General features: G+C 36.6%; 24 protein-coding genes. 6 read left to right on the plus strand and 18 right to left on the minus strand.

Annotated features, from left to right (window positions below):
- Window positions 1–103: 103 nt before the first annotated feature.
- The 5 genes from H9636_RS15430 to H9636_RS15450 all read right to left on the minus strand — a co-directional run bounded on the left by H9636_RS15430 (window position 104) and on the right by H9636_RS15450 (window position 3,434).
- Entirely contained in the window at window positions 104–1,156 is a 1,053-nt protein-coding gene (locus tag H9636_RS15430) for a DUF4179 domain-containing protein (protein ID WP_191708467.1), read from the minus strand.
- Window positions 1,131–1,679: a sigma-70 family RNA polymerase sigma factor gene (locus H9636_RS15435; protein ID WP_191708468.1), complete on the minus strand. Its 549-nt coding sequence runs from the start codon at window positions 1,677–1,679 to the stop codon at window positions 1,131–1,133. The genes H9636_RS15430 and H9636_RS15435 overlap by 26 nt, the downstream gene beginning before the upstream one ends.
- Before the next feature lie 140 nt (window positions 1,680–1,819).
- Complete coding sequence (locus H9636_RS15440) at window positions 1,820–2,431, minus strand: FMN-binding negative transcriptional regulator (RefSeq protein WP_191708469.1); 612 nt, start codon at window positions 2,429–2,431, stop codon at window positions 1,820–1,822.
- A 12-nt stretch (window positions 2,432–2,443) separates the two neighbouring features.
- Window positions 2,444–2,962: a GNAT family N-acetyltransferase gene (locus tag H9636_RS15445; protein WP_191708470.1), complete on the minus strand. Its 519-nt coding sequence runs from the start codon at window positions 2,960–2,962 to the stop codon at window positions 2,444–2,446.
- Between the two features lie 19 nt (window positions 2,963–2,981).
- Window positions 2,982–3,434: a MarR family winged helix-turn-helix transcriptional regulator gene (locus H9636_RS15450; RefSeq protein WP_191708471.1), complete on the minus strand. Its 453-nt coding sequence runs from the start codon at window positions 3,432–3,434 to the stop codon at window positions 2,982–2,984.
- 111 nt (window positions 3,435–3,545) lie between these two features.
- Here H9636_RS15450 and H9636_RS15455 point away from each other — a divergent pair, with 111 nt between their 5' ends.
- Complete coding sequence (locus H9636_RS15455) at window positions 3,546–4,172, plus strand: YczE/YyaS/YitT family protein (protein WP_191708472.1); 627 nt, start codon at window positions 3,546–3,548, stop codon at window positions 4,170–4,172.
- A 25-nt stretch (window positions 4,173–4,197) separates the two neighbouring features.
- On the opposite strand, the gene ppsA is transcribed toward H9636_RS15455, so the two are convergent.
- Both ppsA and H9636_RS15465 read right to left on the minus strand, forming a co-directional pair.
- On the minus strand, window positions 4,198–6,798 hold the full coding sequence (ppsA, locus tag H9636_RS15460; RefSeq protein WP_191708473.1) for a phosphoenolpyruvate synthase: 2,601 nt from the start codon (window positions 6,796–6,798) through the stop codon (window positions 4,198–4,200).
- A gap of 217 nt (window positions 6,799–7,015) precedes the next feature.
- On the minus strand, window positions 7,016–7,534 hold the full coding sequence (locus H9636_RS15465; protein WP_191708474.1) for a GrpB family protein: 519 nt from the start codon (window positions 7,532–7,534) through the stop codon (window positions 7,016–7,018).
- 304 nt (window positions 7,535–7,838) lie between these two features.
- Here H9636_RS15465 and H9636_RS15470 point away from each other — a divergent pair, with 304 nt between their 5' ends.
- On the plus strand, window positions 7,839–8,861 hold the full coding sequence (locus H9636_RS15470) for a DUF3231 family protein (protein WP_191708475.1): 1,023 nt from the start codon (window positions 7,839–7,841) through the stop codon (window positions 8,859–8,861).
- A gap of 45 nt (window positions 8,862–8,906) precedes the next feature.
- On the plus strand, window positions 8,907–9,371 hold the full coding sequence (locus tag H9636_RS15475) for a hypothetical protein (protein WP_191708476.1): 465 nt from the start codon (window positions 8,907–8,909) through the stop codon (window positions 9,369–9,371).
- Between the two features lie 151 nt (window positions 9,372–9,522).
- Here H9636_RS15475 and H9636_RS15480 read toward each other — a convergent pair whose 3' ends face one another.
- Entirely contained in the window at window positions 9,523–10,116 is a 594-nt protein-coding gene (locus H9636_RS15480) for a dienelactone hydrolase family protein (protein ID WP_191708477.1), read from the minus strand.
- A gap of 73 nt (window positions 10,117–10,189) precedes the next feature.
- Window positions 10,190–10,735: a transcriptional regulator gene (locus tag H9636_RS15485; RefSeq protein ID WP_191708478.1), complete on the minus strand. Its 546-nt coding sequence runs from the start codon at window positions 10,733–10,735 to the stop codon at window positions 10,190–10,192.
- Between the two features lie 122 nt (window positions 10,736–10,857).
- Between H9636_RS15485 and H9636_RS15490 the strand changes: the two genes are divergently transcribed.
- The 3 genes from H9636_RS15490 to H9636_RS15500 are packed head-to-tail and all read left to right on the plus strand — an operon-like array spanning window position 10,858 to window position 12,784.
- Entirely contained in the window at window positions 10,858–11,097 is a 240-nt protein-coding gene (locus tag H9636_RS15490; RefSeq protein WP_191708479.1) for a PLD nuclease N-terminal domain-containing protein, read from the plus strand.
- Window positions 11,094–11,999 carry an ABC transporter ATP-binding protein gene (locus tag H9636_RS15495; RefSeq protein WP_191708480.1) on the plus strand — a complete coding sequence of 302 codons (906 nt, stop codon included), beginning with the start codon at window positions 11,094–11,096 and terminating at the stop codon, window positions 11,997–11,999. The genes H9636_RS15490 and H9636_RS15495 overlap by 4 nt, the downstream gene beginning before the upstream one ends.
- The gene (locus H9636_RS15500; protein WP_191708481.1) at window positions 11,996–12,784 is read left to right on the plus strand and encodes an ABC transporter permease; all 789 of its coding nucleotides are present in this window, start codon (window positions 11,996–11,998) and stop codon (window positions 12,782–12,784) included. The genes H9636_RS15495 and H9636_RS15500 overlap by 4 nt, the downstream gene beginning before the upstream one ends.
- A 107-nt stretch (window positions 12,785–12,891) precedes the next feature.
- Here H9636_RS15500 and H9636_RS15505 read toward each other — a convergent pair whose 3' ends face one another.
- From H9636_RS15505 to H9636_RS15545, 9 genes are all read right to left on the minus strand, one after another.
- On the minus strand, window positions 12,892–13,188 hold the full coding sequence (locus H9636_RS15505; protein WP_191708482.1) for a DUF3784 domain-containing protein: 297 nt from the start codon (window positions 13,186–13,188) through the stop codon (window positions 12,892–12,894).
- Window positions 13,189–13,342: 154 nt separating this feature from the next.
- Complete coding sequence (locus tag H9636_RS15510; RefSeq protein ID WP_191708483.1) at window positions 13,343–14,155, minus strand: ABC transporter ATP-binding protein; 813 nt, start codon at window positions 14,153–14,155, stop codon at window positions 13,343–13,345.
- Entirely contained in the window at window positions 14,155–15,192 is a 1,038-nt protein-coding gene (locus tag H9636_RS15515; RefSeq protein ID WP_191708484.1) for a FecCD family ABC transporter permease, read from the minus strand. Before H9636_RS15515 ends, H9636_RS15510 begins: the two co-directional genes overlap by 1 nt.
- Complete coding sequence (locus H9636_RS15520) at window positions 15,189–16,232, minus strand: FecCD family ABC transporter permease (protein ID WP_191708485.1); 1,044 nt, start codon at window positions 16,230–16,232, stop codon at window positions 15,189–15,191. The genes H9636_RS15515 and H9636_RS15520 overlap by 4 nt, the downstream gene beginning before the upstream one ends.
- Window positions 16,222–17,274, minus strand: a complete 1,053-nt coding sequence (locus H9636_RS15525) for an iron-siderophore ABC transporter substrate-binding protein (protein ID WP_191708486.1) — start codon at window positions 17,272–17,274, stop codon at window positions 16,222–16,224. The genes H9636_RS15520 and H9636_RS15525 overlap by 11 nt, the downstream gene beginning before the upstream one ends.
- A gap of 164 nt (window positions 17,275–17,438) precedes the next feature.
- Complete coding sequence (locus H9636_RS15530) at window positions 17,439–17,984, minus strand: DUF1697 domain-containing protein (protein WP_191708487.1); 546 nt, start codon at window positions 17,982–17,984, stop codon at window positions 17,439–17,441.
- A gap of 75 nt (window positions 17,985–18,059) precedes the next feature.
- The gene (locus H9636_RS15535; protein WP_191708488.1) at window positions 18,060–18,380 is read right to left on the minus strand and encodes a hypothetical protein; all 321 of its coding nucleotides are present in this window, start codon (window positions 18,378–18,380) and stop codon (window positions 18,060–18,062) included.
- Between the two features lie 131 nt (window positions 18,381–18,511).
- Window positions 18,512–19,354, minus strand: coding sequence for a DUF817 domain-containing protein (locus H9636_RS15540; RefSeq protein WP_225230272.1), 843 nt, complete (start codon window positions 19,352–19,354; stop codon window positions 18,512–18,514).
- The gene (locus H9636_RS15545) at window positions 19,347–19,571 is read right to left on the minus strand and encodes a helix-turn-helix domain-containing protein (RefSeq protein ID WP_191708489.1); all 225 of its coding nucleotides are present in this window, start codon (window positions 19,569–19,571) and stop codon (window positions 19,347–19,349) included. The genes H9636_RS15540 and H9636_RS15545 overlap by 8 nt, the downstream gene beginning before the upstream one ends.
- Window positions 19,572–19,579 lie beyond the last annotated feature (8 nt).

Consider the following 19,579-nt stretch of genomic DNA (forward strand, 5'->3'; position numbering starts at 1 on the left):
GTTCATTGAAGAAAATAGAAAAACCCCGAATAGGTCCACTTTTTTTAAAGTGTCCACTATTTGGGGTTCAGTTCAAATGCAATCGCCCTACCCTTTTATCTTCTTATGGTATTGTCACTGTAAAGTTTTCAAAGTGAATGTCAGGTCCTTCATATGGTTGGATGTTCGTCTTTGTTGCTTCATTGCCTTGTAAGTCGACTTCGACACCCATTCCTGACTCAGGGAAAATCATATACGGAGTGACTGTTAATTTTTTCACATCGTCTTTTATTGGATCGATTAAGATTGTACCTGTAATCTGTTTCTTTTCATGGTCGACGATGGCACTGCCTGAATGGGACGAAAGTTCATTCCCCTTCTCATCGAAAACATTAAAATCAATTCTTCCATTTCCTAAATCCGTTTCATAATTTGCACTGTAGCTAAATAACAAACCAGCTGGACTGACCTTTACCTCTGATACTTTTAAGTCTATGCCATTTGCTTTTTGTTGGTGATCAATGACTACGTTTTGAACTTCTTCGCTCTTCTTGACTTGAGTTGAGAACTCCCATTGTTTGCCGTCTGCCCCAGTAAAAATTAAACCAAGTGTGAAAGCTTCAGGCAAATCTTCCACTGAATCCATATCGACAATTCCTGTTTTATGAGTAGGAGCAAGTTCTTTTTCACCATAAGTACTAGCACCTGAAAAAGCTTTACCGTTTATCGTAATTTCAGGTCCGGAAGCTAGATAGAAATCGCCAATTGGATTTTCTGATACGATGGAAAACCCAATCGTTAAACGGGTCTCATCATAAAATACTTCATCGAGTGTCATCGAAGTCTCCCCTACCCTTTCAGAAGTACCAATGAGTTGAGATAATCCCTGTTGATTTACTTGTTTTAAACCAACGTCTCCTGAATCACTAAACACTGAACCTAAAATAGGAATCTTCGAAACGATATTGGCCATCGCCGGTGAAAATGAAGACGTACTAACTAATAGTAGAAAGGCAGCGGCAACAGCTGTTAAGCTATAGACGATTTTGTTTCCTTTCAACTTTTTCCTTTTCCCTTCATATTCATTAATCGTATTCGAGATGATGGCATCTAACTTTTCAGTCGGGACATGAATATGATTAATTTCTTCTTTAAACGATCGAGTTTTGTCTGTCATCAAAATAAACCCCCTTTAATTTTGAACGTAAAATTTCTAATCCACGGCGTATATTTGTTTTCACTGTACCTTCTGGACAATCAAGAAACGCGGCAATTTGCTTAACAGTATAATCTTGATAAAACCGCAGTAGTAACACTGTCTTGTACTTTTCTTCAATGTCATCCATCGCATGAAGAAGATCTAAATGTTCCTCCGATTGAAAATATGTAACATTCCCTATCTGTTCATAAACCTCATTGTTCATCAAAACGAACTTTTGTTTCTTTTTTAATGCGGCGATGGCTGTGTTTATTAAAATTCTCATTAGCCAAGTTGAAAAATAGTCGTTCTGTTTCAATGTACGAATGGAATTTAAAGCTTTATAAAGGCTTTCTTGAAACACTTCGAGGGCATCTTCCTCATTTTTCATATACATATAAGCCATTCTGTACATTTTTTCTTTCTCTTCGTGAATGAGCAACTGAAATGCTTCTGTATCCCCCTTTTTCGCACGCTTTACTAACTTTGATTTACTCTCCAACGTACAACCTCCTTTCGCTCATACTTATTAGAGAAATGACAGCAACAAAACGATTCAACTTTTTATTAAAAAATAAAAAAATCGGCTCCCACTCTCACTGGAAGCCGTTATCGATAACCTTATTATATAGAAAACTCTTTTTATTTTTGTAGATTTTTCTTCATAAGCGAAGCCACTTGTATATTGTCGTGTTGTGAGGATTTTTCTAAATGTTTTATAACGAGCTCTTGCCGTTCCACAGGATGATTTTGACTTAATTTCGCTTTTCCTTCCACTTTCGTAATGTGTATTTTAAACGCTACAATCCCTTTCGTCATCCCTTCGATAAAACTTGGCTCGACACTTTCTAAGCTGTATGGACTATCGGGGGCTTCATATTTCTTTACTAATTCATTTAATGAGTTAAAAACAACTTCTTTATCTTCAATTACCTCGAGCTTTCCATATACATGGATTGAAACATAATTCCAAGTTGGGACTGCCTTCGTTGTTTCGTACCATGAAGGTGAAATATAACAATGAGGGCCTTGGAATATGGCGAGCACTTGTTGGTCTTCAACATCTTTCCATTGTAAATTCGGCCGGGCAAAATGGCCATATAGAGTCTTTTCATCTTTATTTAACATGAGTGGAAGATGGGTTGCGTAAGGTTCTCCTTTATGTTGAGAAACTAAAGTGGCAAATCCATATTGTTCGATTAAATCATAAATGACTTCTTCCTCTTCCAATTTGAAAAATTTAGGAATATACATTCGAATCCCCCTTTAGACGAGCGTTTTCATCATAATATAATCGATTTGTTCCTCATCGCCCATATAAAAAGAGTGGGCACCCGTTTGAACAAACCCCATTTTGTTATAAAAAGCGATGGCGTTTTCATTTTTTTCCCATACACCTAACCAAATTTTCTTTTTACTATATTCCATCGCAATGTCCATCGCTTTATTTAATAAATATTTACCAAGGCCATGTTTTTGGTATGATTTCTTTATATAGATTCGTTCAATTTCAAGGGAGTCATCACCCATTTCTTCCGATTGAGCAACACCTGTATTGATTTTTAAATAGCCAGCTACGTCATCATGAAAATAAACAAAAAAGAATTGGGAACAACGATTGGATAACTCTTTTTCTAATTGCTTTAAGTGAAATGCCTTTTCTAAATAGGCTTTCATATTTTCTGGCGAATTCTGATCTTTAAATGTATCGTTAAATGTTTCGATACTAATTTCTTGCAGCATTGGTAAGTCTTCCATAGTACATAATTTTGTTTTTATTGTCATTTTATCAGCCCCTCCTCCATCAATAACTTCTCTTGTTTCCCTTTTTGACAAATTCCCAATCTGTTTCCACGTTTTTTCTTACTCGATAAAGGTAATCAAATAATATTTCTGCTTCCTCTTCGGAAAATCCCTGTAATGCAACACTATTGGAATAATCATTTTCTCGTTTAATAAAAGGATAAACTTTTTTCCCCTTCTCTGTCGGATAAAGTTTTTTTATTTTTTTGTTCTGTTCATCATCTTTCTTTTCGATAAAACCATGTATCTCCAGTTTCTTTATCGCACGAGCGGCAGTTGTTCGATTTACTTTTATCATTTCAGCTAATTTTTCTTGAATGATTCCAGGATTTTCATAGATTCGGACTAAATACAAATATTGTCCTTTTGTCAGGTCATATTCTTTAAATTCGATGTTGCTAATTGAATCCAATGCCCTTGCGATCATACCAATTTCGCGAAGAATTTCCTTCATCGTTACCACCTCTAAATTATTGTTGCATATACAATAAAAAATCGTATATATTTAATCTAGTGTAATTTTGTTGTATTTGCAACAAAAATAATGATAAAGAGGTCGAGTAAAGTGAAAATGTTTTGTTATGTAATCGGAATTTTAATTTTAACCTTTGGTATTTCCTTCACTATACAATCGGACCTTGGCACTTCCCCTTTTGATGCCCTTTTAGTAGGACTATCAAAGAATGTAGGACTAACAGTGGGAAGCTGGGAAATTATTATCGCCTTTCTATTAATCTGTTGTAATGCGTTATTAAAAAGAGAAAGACCTGAAGTTTTAGGGTTGGTAACCGCCTTTATAACGGGTATTGGTATTGATCTATGGCTCTTTTTAGTGCATCATTTGATAACACCCGAACTTATGTATAGCAAAATTCTTTGCTTTGGTATTGGCTTAGTTGCTATTGGATTAGGCACCGCAACTTACTTACAGACAAATTTTGCGCCAATTCCTATTGACCGACTTACTTTGATTCTACAAGAATTAATGAAAAAGACGCTATTCTTTTCGAGAACACTTATTTACTTCGTATTCTTAATTTTAGCCATCCTTTTTAAAGGGCCAATTGGAGTCGGAACAATATTAACCGTTTGTTTTGGCGGGCTCATACTTCATTTCTTTATACCTTATACCGAAAAAGTTTTGAACCGTTTCATTTCACACGATGCAAAAGAAAAAAACCATTCGATTTAGAATGGCTTTTTCTTTTTTGAAGCTATTACAATATCTCGATATACCCTTCTGTTCCATGAACACGAATTCGTTGTCCGTCCTTTATCATTTTTGTCGCATTTTCGACTCCAACAACTGCTGGTAACCCATATTCACGAGCGATCACTGCTCCATGGGTCATCAGTCCACCCACTTCTGTAACTAAGCCTTTTACAGATACAAACAATGGAGTCCAACTCGGATCCGTAAAGGCAGTAACTAATATATCTCCTTCTTCTAAATCAGCATCTTCCATATTGAAGATGACCCGCGCGCGTCCCTCTATCATTCCAGCAGAAACGGGTAAACCGACAATTGCTTCGGATGGGAGGTTTTCTCGTTTATAAGAACCAGTAATGATTTCCCCATCAGATGTTATTACACGTGGTGGAGATAGCTTTTCATATAATTGGTACTCTTCTTTTCGATTGCGAATGATTTCGTAATCTAGTTTTTTTGTACGTACGACTTCGTGAAGTTCTTCAAAAGTAAGATAGTATATATCTTCTTTTTCGTGAATCACATTGTCTTGGGCGAGTTGTTCTGCTTCTTTTAGTAACGCCTGTTTATATATGAAGTACCGATAAATCATCCCGTATTTTGGATATTCCCTAAAGCCACTGAAATTTCGGATGATGTCAATCATTCGTTTCGTTTCTTTTACTTTTTGTTCACCATCCGGTAGTTGCTTTAATCGTTCTAATAATGCTCGTTCTTTCTGTAAAGCCTCCTGGAACCCTTGCTCAAATTTCCGCTGGCTTTCATTTGGCCCAAAGTTTTTAATGTTATTAAGAATCATTGGAACAAGTGTCGTTGGTTTTTCAATCCACCGCGTTCTTGTCATATCGATTTCACCGCTACAACGCATTCCATATTTGTTCAGAAAGGTAACAATCGCTTCCTGAGTTTCTCGTCCACCTTCTAACTTCACTAGGTCATCCAAAAAGTGATGATCGTTTGCATGCTGTAAATACTCGATGACTTCTGGATAAGGACGAATCACATCTGCCACATCTAATAACGCTAACCCCATTTCCGAAGTGATATTATTTGGTACAGATTGTGATATCGTATCTGCTGCGTTTTTTTCCCCTAACCATTCGTTCATTTTTTCATTCAACCATAAGGAAGCATCCATTGCCGCTCGAATGACAACCGAACTTTTTGGATGAAATAAAATCTTTTTTAATTCCTGAATATCTTCCAAAATAAAAGTAAATAAATCCGCTCCTGATTTCGTTTGGATATTTTGTTTTAACTGTTCGATGGATACTTCGGTACTTTTCATTAAATCAAAAACAATTGACGGATCTTTTTCAATTTGAGCTAGTATATCCTCATTGCCTTTGCTATGATTCGGTGCTGGTTGATGTTTTGGCATCGATTTAATGAAGTCTCGTCGCTCTAGAATGGTCATTATTGCATCTTTTAAGAGCGGATCATGCTGCCCCATACTATTTAAGAAAAACTCTCTGATATTAGGGGATGCCAGATTATGAGTGATATCCACAAATAACCTTCCTCCTGCTTTCCGCATCGGTGCAGGTGTCGTCAACAAATAAAAGGACAATCCCAATGGTTTGATAGGATCCGTCATCATTTGTTGATGACCAACAGAGATATAAACGTGATTTTCTTGATCGTTTGCTTCAGGGATTGGGAAAAGCGTGGTGATTGGACGACTCTGTACAATATAAAAAGTATCTTCGACTAAACACCATTCAATATCTTGTGGCTGACCAAAATAAGCTTCAATTTGTCTTCCAATGTGCGCCAGTTGTAAAATTTGTTGATCCGTAAGGGTTTGGGTCTTTTGCTCATTCGGTTCAATCGGCCGTGTCTCTGTGCCTCCTTCTTGTCGTGCATAGACAGCTAATTTTTTCTTTGCGATCTTCTTATCAACAATTTCACCTTCCTGTACTTTATAAAAATCGGCAGAGACCAATCCGGAAACGAGTGCTTCTCCTAGTCCGTAACTGGCGTCAATGGATAGTAACTTTCGATTACAAGTAATGGGGTCTGCGGTAAATAATATCCCGGAAGCTTGCGGGAAAACCATTCTTTGAACAATAACCGATAAATAGACTTGGCTATGATCAAATCCATGTTGCATCCGATAAATGACCGCGCGATCCGTAAATAACGAAGCCCAACATTTGCGTATATGCTCTAAGACAGAATGGACGCCGATAATATTTAAATAGGTGTCTTGTTGTCCAGCAAATGAGGCATAGGGCAAATCTTCTGCAGTTGCACTTGAACGCACTGCATAAGCATGCTTCTCGCCGTAAAGGGAAAGATTCGCTGTGACGGCTTTTGTAACATCAGAGGGGATTTCTACTTCCATAATCGTCTTTCGAATTTCCTTGCTAACTTTACGTATTTGATCTTGGTCTTCTACTTTTAACATCGATAATCGTTGTACCAAGTGTTGATACATTTCATTTTGCTCAACTGCTCGTTGATAACCTACTGTTGTTATGCAAAATCCTTCTGGAACACGTATTTCTTGTAGTTTTGATAATTCCCCTAAATTTAACCCTTTTCCGCCAACGAGGAACTGCTCTGTTTTCTTTATTTCCTGAAAACTAATTACTAAAGAATCCACTCTACATCTCTCCTCACCCTGAATGTTCTATTGATTTTACCAGTCGGAAACGGCAAGAAGTAGTCTATAATATCAATTTTCCATGTGCTATAATTAAAGTGGGAAGAGTAAAAAAGTGGAGTAAACTAATTCGTTGAATACTTTCTAATACTCCTTCCATCACTGTTAACATAAAAAGAGCTGACAATCTATATTTACAGATTCTCAACTCTTGTATTCATCCAATTTCTTCAATCCACTTCAATGCTTTTTCTTCTATTTCGTTTACAAGCAATTCTTTCCCTTTTATATAGGAGTCAACATCATACGGAAATTGTTGAGCTAAACGTTCTTTTAACTCACCGTAACGCTTCATTGCTTCCGGATGACTTTTTAAGTAATCTCGAAAAGCCAAATGTCGCTTTATCTCTATATTTCCTACTTCATAAATATGAACATGATGGGTGCGATTGTCTCCGCCTTTTTGAAAATATCTCCGTCCAGGGATACCTTTCTCTCCTTTAGGTTCATATCCAATGTTCCGCATCGCTTGATTGTATTGGTCAATGATGCCAATGTCCTGAACGACGGGCATGATGTCGATTATTGGTTTCGCTTTTAGACCTGGAACAGATGTACTACCAATATGATGAATCGCTACTACTACATCTCCAAAAATAAGCTTAAGTTTTTCAGCCTCTTCCGCAAAATTAAACGTCCACTTTTCACGATATGAACTTACTTCGACTTTTCGCAATAAACTTCCCCCTTCCCTTTCTATAAGTTATTTTAACAGACGATATGGTAATGGAATCATTTTTCCCATCCGAAATGTGCCCTTTAATTCAACGTGTTCATATGAAGGAAACTCTGTCGATTGTTGAGTTTTAGGGAAAGTATGTAAGAAGATGTGGCGTAACCTTTTTGTCGCTCCAATTAGAAAGGATTAGGCTTTGTTTCTTTAACTTCTCAGCCAACAATTTATGTTTGTTCCTTTTTGGTTTGAAAATACTAGGATTGGCAAAGAATAAATTTATAAATATGTTCTTTGGAGGTCATCCATGACAAAACATCAAACATTGCTTACATCTAGTGAGATTGGATCGATATGGACTAACTTTATGTATGATAGTATGTCTGAGTGTATATTAGGATATTTCTTAAAAGATGTGAAGGATGAGGAGATTAGACCCATTGTTCAGTTAGCTTATGATAATTCAGCAGCTCATATCGAAAAGTTAACAAGCCTATTTCAAAGAGAAGAAATTCCAACACCAACTGGGTTCACTAGTAATGATGTTAATATGAACGCTCCACGTATGTATACCGATACCTTTATGCTAACTTATATCAATCATATGGCTAAAGTTGGAATGCTTCAATATAGCGGATTTATTTCTATGAGTGCTCGGGAGGATGTAAGAAACTACTTCACTGACAGTTTAACAGATACAGTACAATTGTTTGAACAAAGTTCGAAAGTTCTACTTTCAAAAGGAATCTTTGTAAGAGCTCCCTATATCCCTTATCCAACTACAAAAGATTTTATAGACAATAAAAAATATTTAAGTGGGCTTAATCCTTTAAGTCAAAAACGTCCTTTAAATGTAGTAGAAATATCCCATTTATTTATGAACATACAAACGAACCTTTTAGGAAGTAAACTTGCCCTTAGTTTTGCACAAGCTTCAGCAGAAGAGAAAATACAAAAGTGGATGTTAAAAGGAAGAGATATATCAAAAAAACATATTCAAATCTTTACTAAAACGTTACTTGAAAATGATGTACAGGCACCTTCCCCATCAGATGTTGCGATAACGGATTCTACTATACCGCCCTTTTCGGACAAACTAACGATGTATCATATGTCTTTACTAAGTGCGGCAGGTATAGGAAATTACGCAACAGCAGCTGCTGCAAGTCAAAGAAGTGATCTCATTTTAAATTATAATCGTTTCTCCCTTGAAATTGCTCAATATACAAAAGATGGGGCCGACATCGTAATTGAACACGGATGGCTGGAGCAACCGCCAGGAACGACGGATAAGAAGAAATTAGCAAGGAATAAAGAGACGACCGATTGATAAGGAAATTTCCGATTTTAAAACAAAAAATAAGAAGTGAATAAAATGTCAAAATCAGGACAAATCGAAAAGATTCTTTGGAGTATTGCCTTACCTGGCCTTGGTCAACTGTTAAATGGCCAACTATTCAAAGGGTTGATTTTGATTATATTAGAATTTTTAATCAACGTACAATCTAGTTTGAATCAAGTAATTATTTATAGCTTCCAAGGGGACATTCAATTAGCCATTGAGGAAACGAATTATCAGTGGCTCATGTTTTACCCTTGTATTTATATGTATTCGATTTGGGATGCTTATCGAGATGCTGAAGGAGAAACAACACCTTTTTCCTTTTTACCCTTTGTCATTAGTGCTTATTTGGGAACCATTGGCGTAATTTACTCCTCAAATTTAAAATTGTTTGGGGTGCTAATCGGACCTGTATTTTTGCCAATTTTATTTATAATTTTCGGAATCGGCATTGGTGTACTGATCAAAATGATATTACGGAAAATGAGGTTCAAGTAATAATCGAGATGATGATATAAGAGAATCTTTTCGGCACTTTTTTTACAGCCCCCTAACTAATGAATACAAAGGAATCCCTACTTTATTTCAAAGCAGGGATTTTCTTCGATTCAACATTCTATTGAATTTTAAATACTATTGCTTTGCTTCACTAATTTTTCAATAAAAAATCAACCGTCATATTAAATGTTTCTTGTGCAGATGTTGCATGATAATTTGAATTGTACGGATCACTAAATCCGTGCTTCCCACAAAATTTATGGATTTTCGTATTCTTTTTATCGATTGATGCTATAAATTCATCTACATTAAAAGATTTTTCACTTTCGGGGAAGAAAAGCATTGTTGGACATATTGGTTCTATTTCTATATAGTTTCTAATTCGGGAACCATAGTAGCAAACAACACCACTAATCCCCTTTTCTTCACTACATAACCAAGCAATCGTTGCCCCAACACTAAAACCAACGATATAAACCTTTTGATATCGATCTTTCACTTCTTGTACTACATTTTTTATTTTATTTGCCCCATTTATAAACCCGATTTGCTCCATAAAATGTTGATAAGCATCTTCCTCTAATGAATAGTCAAACGGATTTTCTTGCTCTAGTAAATTAGGACAAATTACATCAAAGCCTCTTTCTGATAAAGTAACGCAAACATTTTTCATATGTTGATTAATCCCATAAATTTCATGTACGACGATTATTAATTGATCGGAATTCGTATGTATGTTGATCAAATGAAACCTCCCATTATAATTTTCAAGCTCCCGTTTAACTTCCCCTTCTCTCTTTAGCTAAAAGCCGCGACTCTCAAGTTTCCGGAATAATTGTAATGGCAACAGTACGAACTGGGGCATCTATTTCATTGTCCTTATTTTGAGCAAGGTAATATTTCGTTACAAGTGTGTTTAATTCATTTTGAAATTGTATAAAACGTTCATCGTCTATCTTTAATTCCACTACAGAAAAAGTTGCACCATCTTCTTGATTGTTTTGATCATTTAATTTCTTAAGATAACTTTGATATTGTGTCATTAAGGATAACTGGTAATAAGAAATATAATCTAGTTTTTCTTTATCCGTTAACTTCTTCCATTCACTGACATCAATTTTTGCCTCTTCTTCATTAATGGCGTAATATTTTTCAGAAACAGATTTCACCCTTTTTTCTTTAATAACGTAAATAATATCTGCCTCCAACATTGCTTGTATATGTCGATATAAAGTTGCTTGAGGAACATCTTTAATGATTTTTACCATTTCTAATGGGGTTAACCCATTTTCTTTATTTCTCATTAATGCTTGGCATATTTTCATTCTTACAGGGTGCATTAATATTTCAATTTTATTCGTCATCATATCACCTTATTTTCCGTTCTATTTTGATTCTCATTATAAATAATGAGAATAATGATTGCAATGTCACTACGCTTACATTATCATTATCAATAATGACAATAAGAATGGAGGATAATAAAATGCAATTACATTATGGATTAGATGACCTTAAAGATATTGATCTTATGGCTTTTCTGCCCCTTATATTGCCAGTTTTAGTAGTAAGTTTGATTTTAATATGCATTGCCTTAATTGATTTATACCGCCATAGGAAGACAAGAAAAAATGTACTAATATGGACTTTCGTTATTATATTTGCTAATACCCTTGGACCTATTCTGTACTTAGTAATTGGAAGAAAGGATAGTGAAAAATATTGAAATTGGAAATTAATCATGTGTCCAAATCCTTTTATGGAAAAACGGCTGTTAATAATTTCTCCATGGAACTGCATTCTGGAGAATGTGTCGGTTTAATTGGACCAAATGGTGCAGGTAAATCAACATTAATAAAGCTAGTTGCAGACATTCTAGATCCAAATGGGGGTGAGATTTTATTAAACGGGGAAAAAATATCGAAAATGAAAAAAGAGATTGGTTATCTCCCCCAGTACCCTAACTTTTTTCATTGGATGACAGCGAAAGAAACATTAACTTTTATGGTGCAACTTTCAGGATTAAAAAAAGAAGAATTAAAAAAATCCATACCAGAAATTTTAACAAAGGTTGGGCTAAAGGATGTGGGAAACTCAAAAGTCGGTACATTTTCGGGCGGTATGAAACAACGACTTGGTATCGCCCAAGCCCTATTACATAAGCCTTCATTTATAGTCATGGACGAACCCGTATCAGCATTAGATCCAATCGGCCGAAGAGAAGTTTTAAACCTCATTGAAGAAATAAAAAGAGAGACTACTATTTTATTATCCACCCATATTTTAAGCGATGCAGAAGAAATTTGTGAACGATTTGTCATGATAAAAGAAGGAACAAAAATTGAAGATACAACCATTACCGAACTTTTAAACCGTCATAGCGAAAATAAGTTCATTGTCGAAATCACGGCAAAGGATCAACAGTGGATTCATGTTGTTAAAAAATTACCGTATGTGAAAGAGGTTGAAGTCACCGGGCATAAAGTCAAAATTAGCGTTGATCACATCGAGAAAAACAAAAATCTTTTGTTGCAACATGCACTGGAGCATAAAGTGGACATCATAAAATTTGAAATAAATCGTGATACTTTAGAAGAAATTTTCTTGAAATTGGTGGTGCAAAATTGAATAACTTAATGGTACTGATAAAAAAAGAATATACGCAAATGTTTCGTGATTATAAAGTATTTTGGCTACCGATTATTTTTATCCTGTTAGGGGCGACTCAGCCGTTAGTCACCTACTACTTACCATCCATTTTAGAAGCATTGGGAGGTAGTCAAGGAATTACAATTGATTCAAGTATGACAGCCCAAAGCGGTGGTGAAGTACTAACAACTACTTTAGGCTCTCAATTTGATCAACTTGGGCTCATGATTCTTTCCATTTCCTTAATGGGTATTATACAAGCAGATAAAGCCAATGGTATGTTGTCCTTTATTTTGACACGGCCTGTTACGGTACCTTCATATGTTGTGGGAAAACTAGTTTCAAATTATTTTCTATCAGCTCTTAGTGTAACGATTGGATATTTTGTTTCTTATTTATATGTAAATGTTCTGTTTACGCCTATTCCATTTTCATCCATGTTTACCGGACTTTTATTTTATCTTTTATGGGTTCTTTTTATCGTATCGTTTACAACAATGATTAGCACTGTCTTCCATAGTCAAGGCATTATTGCATTAATATCCATTGTTGTCCTACTAGGTTGCCGAATAATCGTCGGTTTGAGTCCAATCATCGATCGAGTAAATCCTGCCAGTATGAGTAAGCTTGCAATGGAAACATTAGCAACAGGATTAGTAAACACTAATGCAATCATAAATATACTGCTAACGCTCGTTTTAGTTTTATTCACATTCTTTATAACGAACTATTGGATTACAAAAAAGAAGTTTCATCATGGTTAAATCATATACGATATAAAAAGTAGTCTTATAGACTGCTTTTTATTTCTTTTCAACCACCCTGCCCTTCCTCCAAATAAAAAAGCGACCGCAATTCGCAATCGCCCACCTCATTTATCTACTAATGTTTTATGAACATAAATAATCGTACACGCACCATAAGCAAGGATGATCGAAGGGGTAAACGAATCCTGGTATGGGATATGAATAACGCCATTTAACAATAGGAAAAACCCACTGTTTAAAAAGAAAAATCCAGCAATTTCTGCTAACCGATCCTTATCCCGTATCCTTTCTTGATTAAAGCCTTTTAATATACAAGTTTGTTTTTTAACCCCAACATAGTAAGCAACAAATATAAAAAGAATAGCAACTGTTATAGAAGTAACATTTAAATCAAAGTACATAGTGCGACCCCCTCTATCATATTTACGTTCTCTTTATATGAAAGGTTTCATTAACCTTAGCGCCAATTTTTCCTATACCCTCTCCATAATTAATTTAAACCCTTAAAGAGAACATCACCTCTATTTTTCATATAAAGGTGATTTGTTGAATGTTTTAATTATCCCCATCTTTTACATGATAACGTCCTTTAGGGATAACTAACGGGGTATCCGAAATGGGATCTGGAATGACAACACAATTTAAGTCAAAAACAGTTTTGACTAAATCACTTGTTAGCACTTCAGTCGGTTTTCCCTCTGCAATCAGCTTTCCTTCTTTTACCGCAAATATATGATCTGCATAACGGGCTGATAAATTAATATCATGCAAGACCATCACTATAGTCGTACCGTATCTCCGGTTTAAGTTTGTCAGTAAGTCTAATATTTCGACCTGATAGGTAATATCTAAAAAGGTAGTAGGTTCATCTAATAGTAAAATATCGGTTTGCTGTGCAAGGGCCATGGCAATCCAAACGCGCTGTCTTTGACCACCTGAAAGTTCATCGATATCATGATTCGCAAACGCTGTAATGTTCATGAACGCCATCGCTTCTTCTACCGCTTCATAATCTTGTTTCGACCATCCACTAAATAACGATTGGTGCGGAAATCTTCCCCGACCGACTAAATCGGCCACCGTAATTCCATCCGGAACAACTGGTGATTGCGGGAGAAGGCCTAACATACGGGCCAATTCCTTCGGCGGATATTTATTAATCGCTTTCCCATCTAGCGTGACATCACCTTCTGTAGGTTTAATCAGTTTGGCCATCGTTTTTAAAAGGGTTGATTTCCCGCTACCATTTGCACCGATAATGACACTGATTTTATTTTGTGGAATTTCGAGATCAATTCCATGAATGATCGTCTTATGATCATAACCAGAAACAAGACGTTCTGCTCGAAAAACATGTGTGTTGCTCATTATAATTCTCCTTTACGGTTCATTCGAATTAGCAGATAAATTAAATAAGGTGCTCCGAGTAATCCGGTAATAACCCCGACTGGGAATCGATATTCAAATGCAAACTGCCCTATTAAATCTGCAAATAATACGAGATTTGCACCGACTAGACCTGCTGGGAGAATATTTGACGCACTAGCACCAACTAGTCGATTCGCAATGGGCCCTGCTAAAAAGGAAACAAAGGCAATTGGTCCCGTTGTTGCGGTAGCAATCGCAATGATAAATACGGCACTTACGATTAAAGTAATACGCAATTTATCGGTAGCAATGCCAAGGGAAGTTGCCATTTGCTCCCCTAATTCGAGCATGTTTAACTGTTTACCCAGGGCAAGCAGTATAGGTGTGAAAACAACAACGATTAAAATTAACGGAAGTACTTCACTCATTTTGGAACCATTTAGACTCCCACTTAACCACCTTAAAGCTACCGCAATATCTTGTTGGGCACTTTTCAGAATCAAGTACGAAATGACCGCATCTAACATCGCTTGCATCCCAATCCCAATAATGATTAAACGACCAATTGAAAAGGAACGACCACGGGATAAAAGATACATCACAATGACTGTAATTAATCCCCCAACGACTGCTGCTATCGATACAACGGTATTACTTGTATGGAGGACGATTATACAAAATACAGCGGCCACACTGGAACCGGATGTAATACCTAAAATATTTGGATTCGCTAATGGGTTACGTAACATCGTTTGAAAAATGTAACCTGCTACCCCAAAGGCAAATCCTGCAAATAAGCCAGTAATCATTCGGGGAAGACGAATTGTATTGATGGCAAAATTAGCCCCTGCAATATCTTCCCCCATTAATGTACGAATAACGACATCTACTGGATAAATCGTGTTTCCTAATAAAAGCATTCCACCACAAAGGATGACTACTAAAATACTCAATAGACTCGTAACAAAAATCCAACGTCTTCTTCGTTGACGCATTCCTTTTACGATAAAATTCGATTCAACCGTCTGATTTCTCATAATGACCTCACCTTCGATCTTTTCGCTAGTAAGATGAGGATGGGTGCGCCAATAAAGGCTGTGACAATACCAACTTCTAGTTCTCCAGGACTTCCAAGCAATCGACCAAACACATCAGAAATCGTTAGAATAATTGCCCCTGCTAAGGCTGACATCGGAATTAAGAAGCGTAAATCTGGTCCAATTACTAAACGCATCGCATGGGTAGCTAAAAGACCGATAAAACCGATAGGACCGGCTAAAGCAGTCGTTACGCCACATAAAATAACACCGGCACAAATCGCAAATACTCGTAATACACCAGGCCGTACACCGAGACCCGATGCCACATCGTCACCTAATGCTAAGGCATTTAATGCTGGTGCGGATACAAAGGCGATCAATACTCCCATTAGTAGAAAAGGAATGAAGAGCAGGATGGAATCCCATGATCCAGAGCCCACACTTCCTACTTGCCAATAGCGAAATTGATCCATCGCATACTGACTTGGAATCATAATCGCTGTGACAAGTGAAGAAAGAGCTGCAGTAGTTGCAGCTCCAGCTAACACTAATTTAATTGGCGTTGCACCACCACGCCCCATAGAGCCTATTCCAAATACGAAAACTGCTGTGACAGCAGCTCCGATTAAAGCTAACCATATATATTGGCTGGCTGTCGTAATATTAAAAAATGATATACCGACTACTACAAACAGTGCTGCACCAGTATTAACACCTAAAATACTCGGGTCTGCTAATGGATTGCGGGTCACTGTTTGCATCAGGACACCGGCAACCCCTAACGCAACACCACAGCACAAACTAAAAATTGTTCGCGATATTCGCTTTTGCACTACGTTTGCACCGTATGAATCTTGGTTTTGATAAAATAACCCATCCATTAATTCTTGGAAACTAACTACCCGTGCTCCTAATACTAGAGAAGCAATGATTGTGACGATTAATAAAATGAACCCAATCGTTAAAATAAGGGGAAAATATTTCGGCACATGCAAATCTAGTTTCTTTTTTTTAGAGTTGTATTGATTATTCTTCAATTTTATCAATTGCCCCACCAATTAATTTTAAATATTCATCAATTGTATATTCGATTGAAAGTGGGTTTGGTGTACCCGCTGCGACCAATGGCGTGTCACTTGTAATGAATGCGACAGAACCTCTTTCAACAGCTGGAATTTTTCCAAGTAAAGGATCCGCTTTAATTGTTTCGTAAAGGGCATCATCGCCATAACCAACGATAATGTCTGCATCAAATAAGGCTTCAACGTTTTCAGCACTTAAATTTAATGAGTAGCTTGAAGGATCTGTAATCAGTTCCGTTACACTTTCTGGATACGTCAGACCTAACTCCTTTAAGAAGGATACACGGGAATCAATTGGCGTATAAATATGTAATTGGGATAAATCATCTGCTGAGAAGTTCACCCACACAACTTTTTTCCCTTCGATTTGAGGGTACGCAGATAATTTTTCATCAATTAAACTTTCGATATCTTGAATTAATTGCTCGCCTTCTTCTTTCATGCCCATACCTTGTGCATTAAGTTCCACTTGTTCACGCCAAGTTGTTGCCCATGGTGCATCTGGATAAGCAACTACTGGAGCAATTTGCGTTAATGTTTCATAATCTTCAGCTGTAATACCAGAATATGCAGCAAGAATAACGTCCGGATCTGCATCGGAAATTGCTTCGAAATCTAAACCATCTGTATCTTGGAAAACGTTCGGGTCTGTTGCCCCTAGTTCATCTAACTTTTCTTTTGTCCATGGTAATAAACCGCTATCATCTTGAACACCAAAGTTTGCCGCTGAAAAACCGACTGGTACTACACCAAGAGCTAAAGCCACATCTTGATTTCCCCATTGAATCGTCACAACTCGTTCTGGTTTACTTTTAATAACAGCCTCCCCTAACGCATGTTTAATCGTCATTGGATATTGGGAATCTGTTTCAGTCGAAGCTGTTGCATCCTTTTCTTCTGTTTCCTTTTTTGAAGAATCGCTCGAACAGCCTACTAATGCAAAAACGGCCACAATCACAAACGTTAACATGAATAAAAATGACTTTTTGTTTTTCATATGTATTCCTACCCTTCTAAATTATCATTATATTTAATTGAAAACGATTATCATTATCAAAAATGTACTCCAAAATTTACTAACTGTCAATGGATTAAAATTTAGAATTCAGAAAAAAAGAAAGTCTCTGAACTTTATCGTTACAGAGACTTTCTTTTCTTTTACTAACTATTTTGAGCTTGCATCAGTTCGTAAATTTTACGAGCGGTGTTTACATTTCTCACTGTCATTTGTTTGTATAGCTTCGTTCCAATGATTTTTGACTTTCCGCTTTTCGTAATATTTTTCTTATCCACCGACCATAGAATGGCCCCTGGAGTATAGGTTACTGTGTCAATATTCGGTTTCATAACGAGGTTTTCAAGGACCGATTCATTATCCACTTCATCCCATAAAAACATTACATCACTGGACATTTCTTTGTCATTTTTCCATGTGTCCGGAATCGCGTTCATGATTTCTCTTACATCATCGACACTTCGTACCATGACTTTAATTTGTAATCCGAAATCATTATGTATCGCTTCTTCCAAAATCTTTGATAGTTCATCTTTTGATAAGCTTTCGCTTGAAAAAATAATATTCCCCGTATTGATGTAGGTGACCACGTCATTCATCCCGACTCGTTCAAAGGTTTGTTTAAGTAACTTCATATCAATCTTATTATTCCCACCAACGTTAATGCCTCGAAGAAGCGCAATATAAACCATAATCATCCCCCTTTACATATATATCCATTATATTCCTTATTCTAAAGGGAAAGCGAACAGTTTATTAAAAAACGCCTACCCTTTTTTTCCTTTTACTTGATCACGAATTTTATTTAAATCTTCCAAAGTTAATTCACCTAAAGATGCGGTAATTTCATCTTCAATTTTTTTTCGGTTGTTTTCCTGATACTGTGTCCACCACTCTCGTAAACCTTCCGTACTATCGAAAAGGTAGCCAACATCGATTTCTTCGTTACTGTCATCGGACAAATATTCCAATACAGCTGCTAACATACGCTTAAGGTCCTCTACTTCTCCTTGCTTTTGTTCTGTGTTTGGGAATGGTACCAATTCGTTTTCTGATTCTTCGTTATTTTGAGCAGATTTTCGTGGCATTACTTTACACCTCTTTTATTCATTTTATAAGTTCAGTATTGCCAAAAAAAGTATGTCTAAACGAGAGGAGCCTCCTGCAAAACAAACAAAAAGTCGAACCCTCATCATACGAGGAATTCGACTTTTTATTGCTAATTGTGATTTAAATGAACATCATTTAATTTCTTTGCATTCTTCCCCTTCGTCCGTTTTAACGTTGCTACAATTAGGAAACTAACAATGACTAGTAAAAGCCATGAACTGACCTTCCCTAGGTGCACAAGGCTCCACGCATTGGTTTGATTCGGATATTGCCAAGCACCGAAAAACGTGGCGATGTTTTCTGCTATCCATATAAAAAACCCGATGAGGACAAAGGAGAGTGCAATGGGCATACGGTAACGCGTTCCATTTACTTCATAAAAAACCCAGGAGCGCCAAAAGACGATGATGACGAGTCCTGATAACCACCAACGGATATCAATCCAATAGTGGTGAGTAAAAAAGTTTAAATAAATGGCCGCTGCCAATGGAACTACGATATAGAAAGGTGGCCATTTCACTAATTCGACCTTGATTCTTCGCCATGCCTGACATAAGTAACTCGCAACACTTGCATACATAAATCCACTGTATAATGGGACTCCAAAAATTTTAAAATAGCCTTCTTCTGGATAAGACCAGGAGCCCATATGGACTTTAAAAATTTCAAGGGCAAGGCCTATCAGGTGGAATAATGTAATCACCTTTAATTCATCCTTCGTTTCAAGTCCGGAACGTAACATCCACCATTGCATCAACAAGCAAATGATAAGTAACCAGTCATACCGTGGTAAAAAGGGCAATGGAATAAATTGGGTAATAGCTAAAGCGGAAAAAATGACGACCGGAAATAAACAAGATAGAGCCTGCTCCCAACTGAAGTGGACAAGCTGTATAAAAGCTCTTAAAACCTGATTTTCCCTTTCCAACTTAACCATTCCAACTTTAGTCATTGTCGTTTCCTTCATCCTTTCGATATTCTAAAATGTCTCCAGGCTGACAATCTAACGCTTTACAAATCGCCTCTAACGTCGATAATCGGATTGCTTTTGCTTTGCCATTTTTCAAAATCGACAAGTTCGCCATTGTGATTCCAACCTTTTCAGAAAGCTCCGTTACGCTCATTTTCCGTTTTGCCAACATGACGTCAATATTAATAATAATTGCCATTGTTTTTC

Source organism: Ureibacillus galli (assembly GCF_014836845.1).
GTDB lineage: Bacteria > Bacillota > Bacilli > Bacillales_A > Planococcaceae > Ureibacillus > Ureibacillus galli.